The organism is Flavobacterium sp. GW823-FHT06G12 (assembly GCF_058794775.1).
On record NZ_JBXAHE010000007.1, the window covers coordinates 96,255 to 108,343 of the forward strand.

Sequence of the window (12,089 nt, forward strand, 5' to 3'; positions counted from 1 at the left end):
AATTAGATAATCAATACAATCATGAATAAAAAAAACAATACCAATGTATTTTTAATCGGATTACTTTTTTTATCAGTGCTATTCTTTTCTTGTGATACTGAATATATTGATAAAGTAAATTCAATTCCTGGCGATGTTGTAAAAGTTCCAGGATATACTCACATTGAGTCTTTTACGGTAAAAGATGCAGATAATAATGATGTAAGTGCCGCTATTACAGAGGAAAATATAATAGTAACATGGAGTGTAAATACCTCTTTTCCAGAAACCATAAAACCTGAAATTATTCTTGGTACAGAAGCTGTAATTTCTCCAGCATCTGGTACAGAAGTTCCTTTTAAAGACGGAACCGTTTACACGGTAACTTCAAAAGCGGGAACAACAAAAAAATATACTCTTAAAATAGATTTCAGACAAACAGAACCAAGAACTTGGACTGTAGCCTATCCAGAAACTTTTAGAAAAGGTTTTTTGCAAAAGATTGTTAATATAGGAAACTCAGGAATCACATCATCGATAAATGATTTGTGGCTAAGTGTCGAAAACTCTAGAGTTTATTTGGTATCTGCAGAAGATGAGAAAACAGAATATACCGCAGAAATCGTTCATTTAGGTGGTTCGTTAGGAACAACCACATCAGGTACATCGTTTACGGAATATGGAGTATATTATTTTCTTAAAGAAGACATGCCTGTAGGAACTTATGATTTACGTGTCAAAAACGGAATTTATACGCTTCAAAATGGAAGTGTCGAAAATAGATTTCAAGTTAGTGTTATTGAACCAGATTCTTTTAAAGCAGAGTTAATTGGTTCTGGAACAGAAAGGAAAATTGGAGATACATTTGAAATTAGAGGAGGTCAACTAAATACAATTACCAAAATAGAAATGTATAACAGTACAGCTCCAACGGCAATTTATCCGTTAGAATTTGTAAGTGGCACTATTTACAGAGCGATATTAAAAGTTCCAGAAGGAACACCTGCAGGAACTTATAATCGAGTAAGATTCTATAGAGATGCAGCCAGTACGCTTACTGCATATACCTTGAAAATTAAATAATTCGGATATTTTTTTTTTAGAATGCGCAGACTGTAATGGTGTGCGCATTTTTTTATGTTTAGAAAAGTTTATTAATTATATATATTTGCCAACTTTCAATTAAAGATTTCTAAAATCTGGAACTTTTTATATTTCAAATTCAGCATTAAATAAATGACAATACAAGATTTAGTAGGCACTTATTCTATTTCGGGAAGCAATCAGGACGAAAGTAATGAGATAACTTACAAAGGTGTTTTGACTCTCACTTTAGATCAAAACAATCGCATAAAAGCTAATTGGCTTATCAATTCGCATAAACAAAAAGGAACGGGTTTCTTTAAAGACAATATTTTGGTCATTAATTTTAGTTATAAAGGCGATGATCATAAAACTTATAAAGGAGTTGCGGTTTATAGATGCATTACCAAAGATATTTTAGACGGATTTTGGTCGGAGAAACATGGAAATCCATTGTATTTAGGAAGTGAACATTGTTTGAGAATGGAAACTACGGAAAGATTAAATTAGAATAGAAACAGCGCAAAACTTAAAATGTTTACGCTGTTTTTTTGCCACAGATTAAAAGGATTTTCACTGATTAAATCTGCATAATCTGCGTGAAAAAAATATTTGCAGAAACTATCTCAATTGTCTGCGGAATTAAGTTAAGCTGGATTAACAGCAGTTTTATATTTTCTGTTATAAAGAATAATAAAACCAACCCATATTACTAATAAAACTACGATTAAAGTAAGTTCGGTTTCATGCAAGCCATTACGGAAGAAATTATTTAGCGAATGCACTCCCGCAACTGCCAATAGCGACACTGTAGAAGTATATACTTTTCCTATTCCCCAAGTTCCGAAGAAAATGATTCCGAAGAAAATCATGTTGCTTGGAGTTGTTTCAAAGTTTAAATGCCATGCGAACCAAAGAACAGCAATAATTAAGATTGAAGTAAATTTAGGAAGCGATTTCAATTGTTCTTGCAAAAATCCACGCCATCCGATTTCTTCTAAAAGTCCGTAAACTAAAACCGTAAACATTAATAAAATTGGAAATTTACCGATTGTGAAATAATAAACACCTGCAATTAAAACAGCTGGAAGAATCCAATAAACGGCAAACGGAATAATTGCATTTTTATAAATTCCTTTTAACGACATTGGATTGTTAAGAGAGAATATTTTTATTGCTGCCAAAGCACCCAAAGCAGGACCAACACCACGAAGCAAAATTACTAAATACGGATTTTCTATTCCTGACAATAAATTGGTTTTAACAGCTGCATATCTGCAGATTACAGCAATTACATAATAAACTATAATAGCGCCAAAGTTGATTTTATTTTTCATCGTTTTAAATTTGTTTGGTTTAGTGAAGCAAACTTAGCGAGCAAAAATGAAAATAAAATTGACTTTGGGTAAGAAATCATTTTTCCATAACTCTTTTTCGAATTCGGCTTAAACTTTCTGCTGTTAATCCCAAATAAGAAGCAATGATTTTGAGTGGTGTTCTTTGAAAAATTTCTGGACGGCCTTCTATAAGTTTTAAATAACGTTCTTGTGGCGAAAGCGTCAGTAGATTAATTTGTTCTTGCTGTTTACGTACATAAAGTATTTCAGAAATAGCTTTTCCAATTCGTAAACCTGTTTCAGATCTTTGATATAGTTCGTTCAAATCTTGATGCGGAATAGACCAAAGCGTCAAATCTTCCAAAGCTTCAGTTTTAATAACAGATGGCTGCTGATTTAGAAAAGACATATAATCACTTATAAAACTTTTTTCATACAATAAATTAATGCAGATGTCTCTTTTGCCATCCCAAACAAATAATCCCGCAGATCCTTTAATGATGATATTAAGATATTTTTCGACACCATGATAATCTTTTATGATTTCAGATTTGTCAAATTCACGAATTTTAATCTTCTCCGAAAACCCTGTCCAGATGTTCATATCGGCAGTAAAATAATTTTCGAAAATTCTCTTTACATCTTCAGGAGACGGACTTTGTGGCATTTTATTAAATTATGAGTTTGGAATGCCAATATAAGTTTTATCTTTCAAAATAAAAACAATCCTATTAACCAAAATCTATTTTAAACAAGGCAATTGCAAAACATTTGCATTCAGTGGCTGTTCTATTTTTCTTTCTAGTTTTTCAGGATTTACAGTGATATAAATTTCCATTGATCCCGTTCCAACTTTCAGTCCAAGAATATGACCGCCGTAAGCATCAAATTTTTCATCGGTTGCAACGCCGTGCATGTGGATCGAAGGTTTGTCTCCGCTCCAGGCAATAGATCCCGTTATGCTTCCCATTTCTACTTTATTGAAAGTTTTGGGATGAAATTTCTTTTGGTTAAAATCGTAAAATCCAAAAGTGGCATCTTGCGCAAAACCAATTCCAGTAAAATTTGCTGACGGAATATTTTGCTCTTTGGCTAATTTTTCAATTAGTTCCAAAACATTATCGCCTTCGCGAAGAACCATCAGATAACCTTGAGGAGTTTTGGTATAACGGCATTTTTCGGCATCTTTTTGTTGGGCATTAACAAAAGTAAGAGACATTAAAAGCATGAATGCCATACCAATTTTAAAGGGTTGAATTTTCATAAGTATTTAGATTAAAGAATTGGGTTGTAATTCATTATCATATTTTTCAGGATCAGAAGCTGCGTATTCGTTTTCAGGTTCTGGAATAACGTGAATTTTAGAATCGCTTATCGAAATTACAGCAGAACAAACATAGATTCCGACTTTTCCTTCGTTGTATTTAAAATCCAATAAAGTCAGTTTTACAATGTCATTTATAGAAAGTTCATAGTAATTTCCGTAACGGATAATTTTAAAGGAAATCTGTTTTTCTTCGCTAATTTCAAATTGATTGGTCTGAATGTTTTCAAAAATAAAATTATTCTTGACATCTTTTTCATTAAATCCCCAAGCTCTAAACTGCACGAAACCATTCATAAAATCAATCGAAATATAATATCCAGTTCCTTCTTTATCACATTCGATAACAAAACCCGTTTTTCCCATTCCTTCAACAGACAATGTTCCTTCCCAAACAAAATCGTTTGATGGTTTTTCGAAGCCATAAATTTCATAACCGCTTCGGCAGCCAAATCGCCATTTGTTTTCATTTTCCAAAACAAATTCGGCTGTCGGATTTCCTAGAATAGGCAAGGGGTGAGGCAAATCTTTTTGAAGAATCGTTTTCTGATACAGTTTTTCCCAATAGTAATAACTTTTCAGCAAAAGTCTTCCGCTTTTATCGACATCCAATTCTTTTGGTGGCGGAATTACGCGGTGTGTATTGACGTTTCCGTCTGCAAAATAGAAATTGTAAACCAAGAAATGTTTTCCATCTTTAACCACTCTGGCAGCATAGTTTCCTTGTGGCATCAGTACATTATTGTGAAATGCAGAATATTCTCCTCTAAATTCTGGCGAAGACCAATAACGAATTTTAATATCTTCTCTGATAGATCCTAAAAGATAATGCGTTCCTTTAATTTCAAAAACGCACGGACATTCCACATCATCATAAACATACGGAATGTGAAGCGGTTTTTGCAGCACATAACCTTCTTTTTCTCTTTTTGCTACACCAATACAGCCTCTGCGGTATGTTGGTCCAGAGGCGCTTCGGGCGCAGATTAACAAATAATCTTCGCCTTTGTATTGGTATTTAAAAGGATCACGAAAACTAATCCATTGTCGCGGATTGTTATTCTTGCCTTCGTAATGTGGAGCTTCACTTTTAAACGGAAGTCCGTATAAATTTTCCTTTTTCCAAGTGAGTAAATCGGTAGAAATTGCTCTTCCTACTTTTTGTTCAATTCCCTTGTCTTGGCGTTTGAGTCCTGTATAATACATTTCATAACCTTCGCCATCCGATTTTTTACTGATATGCATTGTCCATAACATATCATCGTCCCATTCTCCTGGATCGCCCACAAATAGAGCGTTTTTTACTCGTTTCCACGAAAGACCGTCTTTTGAAATGGCATGAGCGATATAATCATGATTTGGAATGATTAAATGAAATAAATGATGAATTCCTTTTTCATCTATAAATACATCAACATCTCCAATTTCCCAATTGCTAAATCCTGAACCTGAATACATTTTATTGCTTATTTTTAAACTGTTAGTATGCTTTTTTGCCACGAATGGCACGAATTTTTACGAATTCTAATTTGAAGAACTTTGTCAAAGTTTAAAATTTTGACAAAGTTGTAGTTGTGATATGTCTTAGATTTTTGCCTAATTAAAAATTCGTGAAAATTTGTGCAATTAGTGGCTTATTTTTTATGCTCAACGAATGAATTATTTTATGACTTTATAATGTTTTAAACCTTCCAAAATTCCTTCTGAAGCTGAATTTTTAGCGACATAAATGCTTTTTGTTGTTTCATAATCGGCAAGTTCTGCGCTTCGGTTTCCAACAATAATTCCTTTTACAGAACCTCTAAACATATCGACATCATTTCCGGAATCTCCTGCCGCAATTACATTACTTAACGGTATTGACCATTTTCTGCACAAGAACTTAATCGCATTTCCTTTTGAAGCTCTTTTGGGAATAAAATCTAAAAACTGCCCATGACTCGGAATAATGTTGACTTTGTACCAGCCCGTTCCCAAAGCAGTAATCAGTTCATCATGATTGTAGTGTTCTTTATCATAATAATATGAGATTTTATAAGGGTTTTGAGCTTCTTCTTCCTGAATTTTTATCCATTTAATGTCTTTCAATCTATTGACAATATCTTCTCGTTTCCATCTTCCTGCAAGAAATTTTGCCCAACCTTTATCCAAAATATAGTCCTTTCCATTGGTGTAATAAATTTCGGTTCCGACAGAACAAATAATAAAGTCGGGTAGCGGAAACTCTTCTTCATCAATTACTTTTTTAACAAGCGCTAAATTTCGTCCAGAAGCCATTGCAAAAGCCATTTTTTCGGTTCGGTTGGTCAAATGCGCTTTTAATTCTTTCAAACCCGGATTTGCTAGTTTTGGTTCAATTAAAGTTCCGTCAATATCAGAAACCAATAAGTGATCTATTTTTCGTTTTAATCGGCTGATATTGATATTTGGATAGTGCTGTTTTTTGATTCCGGTTGAAGAAACTGATAGATTTTCATTGATTAAATCTACATAATGGTTAACATGGCTTATCCAACTGTAATATTTTTGAATATTAGTTGCACCATTATTGGAGTAATATTTCCATCGATTTTCATCGGTTAAAATATTTCGGAGTGCTTTTTTGATCTGGCTTTCTTCTTGCGGATTTACCAATTCTCCGTTCTGGCAAACAGGAATTATTTCTGAAGGTCCGCCGTTTTTTGTCACGACAACTGGAAGTCCCGAACTAGCCGATTCGATAACGGTCAATCCGAAGTTTTCATGCAAAGCTAAATTCACAAAAACGCCTCTTTTTTCTGCAGCATAACGATAGATAATCGAAACTTCATTTTCAACATCATGTTTCTTCGGAATTGCCATTTTTCCGTACAAATCGTATTTATCCATCAAAAGAAGCAAATCGGTTAAAACGTTTTTTTCAGATTCTGGCATTTTAGCAATGTCTTTTCGAATACCGGCAAAAATGACCAAATTAGCCATACTTTGCAGTTCTTTGTCTTTTCCGTAAACTTCAATTAAGGTATTCAAGTTTTTATGGCGATCAGGTCGTGAAAGTGCCAGAATAATTGGCTTGTGCGGATTGGTAAGAAATTTAGAAATACTTTCGGCAACCCAATATTTTCGTTGCGCTTCTTCCATATGTTTATCCGAATCGTTTTCTTGATAATAATAAGGAACAAATTTTCTGGTGTCAATTCCGGGAGAGATCGCGTGGTATTTTCCTAATTCAAAATTTTTATATGCTTTGTAGGTCTCAATTTCCTGTTCGGTAGAAGTGACAATAAATTCTGCGAGTTCTAAGGTTCTTTCTTCAGCAGCAATTCGGGCTTTAAACTTGAACTTTTTCTCCAATTCTTCCTCAGTTTCTCCGCTTTCGATTAATTTCCTCTTTTTGTAGAATCCTAGAGAATGTCCAGTATGAGCGAAAGGTATATTCAAAACTGACGATAATTCGGCTGCGGCGTAACCTGCGTCAGCATAATGAGAGTGAATCCAATCTGGGAAAATATTGTGTTGTTTGATGTGTTGCATCGCGCCGTTCACAAAAGTATCTAGACCTTCCCAAAGCTGTTCTTTTGCTTTATATTTTTTTCCCAGAAACGGAATTCGCCTTATATCCAGTTTGTCATTTATAATTTCTACAGGTACTGAGTATTCTGGCGAAAGGGCGGGATCATCTATTAATCTTGTAAAAATATGAACGTGTTCGACATCTTCATGCTGCGATAAAAACTCTGCTAATTCGTATATGTATTTGGTCTGACCTCCGTTGTCAGCATCTCGACCGATTTCGAGACCAGAACCTTTCAAAAGTCCGTGGATATTGATAAGTGAAATTCGTAGTTTTTTCATCATTCTTCCTTATTTTATTGGATTTGCAATTTACTGCGCTCCTCTTGATTAGGACGAAATAATTCCATTTTAAATTTACATATTTCCCATGTTTGGAAGAAAAATAGAATGTTATAACTATAAAAAAAGCCTGATGTTTAGAATCAGGCTTTTCATATTTTTAATTTTTATTAATTAAATTTTCTATATCAAATATTGAAATTTTAGGATTTCCGCCAGCTGAACCAGCGACTAAAGCTCCTGTTGCGCAGGCAAAATTTAAAGCTGCTTGCGGTTCTTTTCCGTTTAAAAGGGAGGTGATCAAAGCGCCCAAGAAAGAATCTCCAGCACCAACCGTGTCTTCAACTTTTATTGTATAACCTTCATTTTCATAAAGATGTTTATCCCATAAAAGCAAGGCTCCATCTTTTCCTCTTGTAACACAAATTGCTGTGGCATTGGTTAAAGAACAGATGAAATTCATATTTTCTTCTAAAGTATTGTAAGGAGAATCTAAAGCGGCGCTGATTTCCATTAGCTCTTCATCATTAAATTTGATAAAATTAGCCGATTGCATTAAGTGTTGCAGAATTTCGTAATCATAATGCGGTTTTCGAAGATTAACATCAAAAACTTTATAAGTGTGCGTGTTGAGTAATTCGTCTAAAGCTTCTCTAGAAACTTCATCTCTGCAAACCAAACTTCCGTAGATTAAAACATCTGAGTTTATGACTAATTCTCTTGCTTCTTCGTTTAAAATAATCTTGTCCCAAGCAGAAGGATAAATAATTTCATAAGTCGCAGATTTACTTTCGTCTAATGTTACATTTACCAATCCTGTAGGGAAATCGTCAGATTTTAGAATAGTTTTGGTTTCAAGGCCTAATTTGTTGACTTCATCTATAATTGCTTCTCCATCTTCATCATTTCCTACACAGCTAATCATATTAGAATCAACACCCAGTGCTTTCATGCGAAGTGCCACATTTAAAGGCGCTCCGCCAATTTTTTTTTCATTACCAAAAATATCCCAAAGTACTTCTCCGAAAGCTACAGCTTTTAGTTTTTTGTTGTTGCTCATTTTGTTTTTCTCTTATTTTAAAACATTAAATCAAGTGATTAGAGTTTCACACGATTTCATAAAAATAAAAAAGAATAACGGTTTCTGCAACCCAAATCTAAAAATCATAACAATCTGTTCATTTTAAAAAGTCTAAATTTTTAATTTATATTTGTTGAATAGGTAGTCTTTTTTTTATGAAAATAGAACTTATAAGAAGGTAAAAAGGGTTAAAACGTTATTTTCTTATAATTTTATAAAAGTTACTTCTAAATGAATTTAAAGCGGATCAAAATTGTACTATAACGGTTTGCTAATAAAATTTTACTTTCAAAAACTATTTAAAATTTAAATGAAATTATTTTACAAAGTTGAAGACAAGGAGCTTCTCAAAGTTAGAAATGAAATTTTTAAAGAAGTCGGAATTCCTTCTTCATTAAAAAATGGTTTTGAGCTTTCTCCATTTAAAACTTCATGGCACGGGCAATATGATCGAAACAGCCGCGGCTATATTTATGATTTTAGCAGATTATCTTCAGAAAATTATTTAGAACAACTTTCTGTCAGTATAATTAATGGCGAAAAGTGGATTCAAATTCATTTGAATATTTATGAGCTTAGTCCTGCTTTAAATTCATTATCACTTTTAAAAGATTTTGATGGTTTAGAATTTGGAACTCCAGACAAGATTTCAACTAAAATGAGATTAAGAAGTGACGAATACAAAGGTCCTCCATTATTCTATATGCTTTTTTTACCAGAACATAAACTTGGGAAATTTTATTCTAAAAGTGATTATAAAAGCGAAGTCGCTAAACTTTCGAAATTGATTCAATCTGATATGCAAAACATAAATGTCTTTGTAGAAAAATGGCATAAAATGTTTGTTCCAAAGAAAACTGATTGGGAAGGTAATCTTCTATAATCATAGCTCTTTTTAAGACGCGAGAAATCTCATTGTTTGTTTTTAATTATTTTTTAAGAAAGTTTTAATCTTTTCCTAAGAAGTCAGTTCTCATTTATATATTTGTAACCAGTCTAAATAAGGATAAATTATAAATTTTATATGAAAACAATTTTTAAAACACTTAAAAACAGTGTTTTGTGTCAAGTGTTTACAGCCTTTTTGATTCTTTTTTCATGTTCAGAAACGGCTTTTTCTCAATCTACTGTTGGTTCAATTTCGGGTAAGGCTCTTCTTAAAGACGGAAATTCTTTACAAGGAGCAACAGTTAAAATTTCAGAATTAAATAAAACTACAACGACCGATTCTGATGGTACGTATCAATTAAAAAATATTCCTTTCGGAACTTATTTCGTAGAAATAAAATTGAATGGTTACGAATCTTCTCCAGCTTCTGTTATTGTTGATCAGAATAACACAGAAGTTACTCTTGATTTTGAAATGGCTTATACTTCGCAAAAATTAGAAGAGGTAATTGTAAGTTCTGGAGGAAACCGATTTGCAAGAAAGGAAAGTGAAGAAGTTTCTAAAATGAAACTGAAAAACATGGAAAATCCTCAGGTTTATACAATTGTAAGCAAGGAGCTAATGAAAGAGCAGGTAATTACAGATTATAATAGTGCTTTTAAAAACGTTCCTGGAGCTGGTATTTCTGAAGTGAGAAACCAAGGAAGAACAACTAACATTTCTAGAGGTTTTGCAACGCCTCAGTTAGTTAGAAATGGGGTTGGAAGTTTTACTTATAATACAATTGATCCATCCAATTTAGAGCGTATTGAAGTCATAAAAGGACCATCTGCAACTTTGTTTGGAAGTACGATTTCTTCTTTTGGCGGATTGTTCAATAGAGTTACAAAAAAGCCTTTTAATTTCTTTAAAGGAGAAGTGTCGTATTCGGCTGGAGATTGGGATTTGAATCGTTTGACGGCTGATATTAACACGCCTCTTAACGAAGATAAAACGGCTCTTTTTAGAATTAATACTGCTTTACATAGCGAAAGAAGCTTTCAAGACGCAGGATTTAATAAAAGTTTTTTCATCGCACCGAGTTTCTCTTATGAAGTGAATGATAGATTGACTTTATTAATCGATGCTGAATTTAGTGTTTCTAAAGGAACATCTCCAACAAGATTAACGCCTTATACAAAAGCGGATGCAACTGCTCATAGCATCGAAGAATTAGGAATTCCGTACAATCTTTCTTTTGCTAATAATACTGTAAATTATACGGGTCAGCAATATAATATTTTTGCTCAATTGAAATATAAAATTTCAGACGAATGGACTTCACAAACTATTGTTTCGCGAACAAGATCTTCATCTGAAGGATATGTTGTGGCTTTGACTATGTTAAGCAATGAAACATTGAGACAACAAGTTACCAATCAAGATTATCCTTATTACGGTACAGATATTCAGCAAAACTTTAACGGAGATTTTAAAATCGGAAAATTGCGTAATAGAGTTGTGGCAGGTTTAGATTTTTACAGTCTTCGTGCAACACGTAATGATGCAACGGTAAACATGCCAGCACTTAATTTTAGAAAACCAGGAGATGCGTATAACAATTTTACAATCAATAAAATAGAACCTTTATTTGCAAATGCGACGTACACTAATATGGTTTCAAATGATGAAAGAACTTATAGTGCTTATGTTTCTGATGTTTTGAATGTTACTGATAGATTGTTGGTAATGGGAGGTGTTAGAGCTGATCGTTATATCAATAAAGGAGTATATTACCCTAGCCGTGATTCTATTGCTGGAAATTACAATCAGACGGCATTTTCTCCTAGATTGGGAGCTGTTTACCAAGTGGTTAAAGATAAGGTTTCTATTTTCGGAAACTACATGAACGGATTTAATAATGTGGGAGGATCTGATTTTAATGGAAATACTTTTAAACCAAATCAGGCAAATCAATTAGAAGGTGGAGTTAAATTTGACTTTAATAAAATTAGCGCAACTTTTAGTTATTACGACATCAAAGTTACAAACGTAACTCGTGACGATCCAGATCACGTAAACTTTCAGATTCAAGACGGAACACAATTGAGTAAAGGTTTTGAAGCAGAATTAATCGCTAATCCTATTAAAGGTTTAAATATTGTTGCCGGTTATACTTATAATGATAGTGAATATACAAAAGCCAACCCAAGCATTAATGGCTTAAGACCTACAACTGCTGGTTCGCCTACAACTGCAAATCTTTGGGCAAGTTATAGATTAACCGAAGGAGCGGCTTCTGGTCTTGGATTTGGATTTGGTGGAATTTATGGAAGCGAGTATTATCAAACGAATACAACGACTTTCAAATTCAGTATTCCGTCTTATACCGTTTTGGATGCTTCTGTATTTTATGACAGACCAAAATTTAGATTAGGATTAAAAGTCGACAATCTTACGAATGAGAAATACTGGTCATATCGTTTAGCAGCTCAAAACCCAACAAGAGTTACAGGAAATATTACGTTTAAATTCTAAGAATACAATTCGTCATTTAAAATGATATTTCTACATTTGGATTTT

10 protein-coding genes are annotated in these 12,089 nt (G+C 33.2%); 4 read left to right on the top strand and 6 right to left on the bottom strand.

Features of this window, described 5'->3' with window-relative positions; translation table 11 throughout:
- Positions 1-21 precede the first annotated feature (21 nt).
- Positions 22-1,062 (top strand): SGBP N-terminal domain-containing protein, encoded by a 1,041-nt coding sequence (locus AC1Q5Z_RS22675; RefSeq protein WP_492446966.1) that lies wholly within the window; start codon positions 22-24, stop codon positions 1,060-1,062.
- Between the two features lie 153 nt (positions 1,063-1,215).
- Entirely contained in the window at positions 1,216-1,572 is a 357-nt protein-coding gene (locus AC1Q5Z_RS22680; RefSeq protein ID WP_343586523.1) for a hypothetical protein, read from the top strand.
- Between the two features lie 137 nt (positions 1,573-1,709).
- Here the strand turns inward: AC1Q5Z_RS22680 and AC1Q5Z_RS22685 are convergent, their stop codons facing one another.
- The 6 genes from AC1Q5Z_RS22685 to AC1Q5Z_RS22710 all read right to left on the bottom strand — a co-directional run bounded on the left by AC1Q5Z_RS22685 (position 1,710) and on the right by AC1Q5Z_RS22710 (position 8,617).
- Complete coding sequence (locus tag AC1Q5Z_RS22685) at positions 1,710-2,399, bottom strand: CPBP family intramembrane glutamic endopeptidase (protein ID WP_492446968.1); 690 nt, start codon at positions 2,397-2,399, stop codon at positions 1,710-1,712.
- Between the two features lie 76 nt (positions 2,400-2,475).
- A complete protein-coding gene (locus AC1Q5Z_RS22690) occupies positions 2,476-3,066 on the bottom strand; it encodes a Crp/Fnr family transcriptional regulator (RefSeq protein ID WP_492446970.1) in 591 nt (196 codons plus the stop codon).
- A gap of 75 nt (positions 3,067-3,141) precedes the next feature.
- Positions 3,142-3,663, bottom strand: a complete 522-nt coding sequence (locus AC1Q5Z_RS22695) for a PPC domain-containing DNA-binding protein (RefSeq protein WP_492446972.1) — start codon at positions 3,661-3,663, stop codon at positions 3,142-3,144.
- Between the two features lie 6 nt (positions 3,664-3,669).
- Positions 3,670-5,181, bottom strand: a complete 1,512-nt coding sequence (locus AC1Q5Z_RS22700; RefSeq protein ID WP_343586510.1) for a glycoside hydrolase family protein — start codon at positions 5,179-5,181, stop codon at positions 3,670-3,672.
- Positions 5,182-5,382: 201 nt separating this feature from the next.
- Positions 5,383-7,560: an HAD-IIB family hydrolase gene (locus AC1Q5Z_RS22705; RefSeq protein ID WP_198858052.1), complete on the bottom strand. Its 2,178-nt coding sequence runs from the start codon at positions 7,558-7,560 to the stop codon at positions 5,383-5,385.
- Between the two features lie 157 nt (positions 7,561-7,717).
- Positions 7,718-8,617: a carbohydrate kinase family protein gene (locus AC1Q5Z_RS22710; protein WP_492446975.1), complete on the bottom strand. Its 900-nt coding sequence runs from the start codon at positions 8,615-8,617 to the stop codon at positions 7,718-7,720.
- 331 nt (positions 8,618-8,948) lie between these two features.
- Between AC1Q5Z_RS22710 and AC1Q5Z_RS22715 the strand changes: the two genes are divergently transcribed.
- Positions 8,949-9,521, top strand: coding sequence for a hypothetical protein (locus tag AC1Q5Z_RS22715; protein WP_492446977.1), 573 nt, complete (start codon positions 8,949-8,951; stop codon positions 9,519-9,521).
- Positions 9,522-9,662: 141 nt separating this feature from the next.
- Positions 9,663-12,044 carry a TonB-dependent siderophore receptor gene (locus AC1Q5Z_RS22720; protein WP_492446979.1) on the top strand — a complete coding sequence of 794 codons (2,382 nt, stop codon included), beginning with the start codon at positions 9,663-9,665 and terminating at the stop codon, positions 12,042-12,044.
- Positions 12,045-12,089: the final 45 nt, after the last annotated feature.

What these genes read in the sequence shown, in the direction of transcription:
- AC1Q5Z_RS22675 (WP_492446966.1), top strand. Translation starts at nt 22, where the DNA reads ATGAATAAAAAAAACAATACCAATGTATTTTTAATCGGATTACTTTTT.
- AC1Q5Z_RS22680 (WP_343586523.1), top strand. Translation starts at nt 1,216, where the DNA reads ATGACAATACAAGATTTAGTAGGCACTTATTCTATTTCGGGAAGCAAT.
- AC1Q5Z_RS22685 (WP_492446968.1), bottom strand. Translation starts at nt 2,399, where the DNA reads ATGAAAAATAAAATCAACTTTGGCGCTATTATAGTTTATTATGTAATT.
- AC1Q5Z_RS22690 (WP_492446970.1), bottom strand. Translation starts at nt 3,066, where the DNA reads ATGCCACAAAGTCCGTCTCCTGAAGATGTAAAGAGAATTTTCGAAAAT.
- AC1Q5Z_RS22695 (WP_492446972.1), bottom strand. Translation starts at nt 3,663, where the DNA reads ATGAAAATTCAACCCTTTAAAATTGGTATGGCATTCATGCTTTTAATG.
- AC1Q5Z_RS22700 (WP_343586510.1), bottom strand. Translation starts at nt 5,181, where the DNA reads ATGTATTCAGGTTCAGGATTTAGCAATTGGGAAATTGGAGATGTTGAT.
- AC1Q5Z_RS22705 (WP_198858052.1), bottom strand. Translation starts at nt 7,560, where the DNA reads ATGATGAAAAAACTACGAATTTCACTTATCAATATCCACGGACTTTTG.
- AC1Q5Z_RS22710 (WP_492446975.1), bottom strand. Translation starts at nt 8,617, where the DNA reads ATGAGCAACAACAAAAAACTAAAAGCTGTAGCTTTCGGAGAAGTACTT.
- AC1Q5Z_RS22715 (WP_492446977.1), top strand. Translation starts at nt 8,949, where the DNA reads ATGAAATTATTTTACAAAGTTGAAGACAAGGAGCTTCTCAAAGTTAGA.
- AC1Q5Z_RS22720 (WP_492446979.1), top strand. Translation starts at nt 9,663, where the DNA reads ATGAAAACAATTTTTAAAACACTTAAAAACAGTGTTTTGTGTCAAGTG.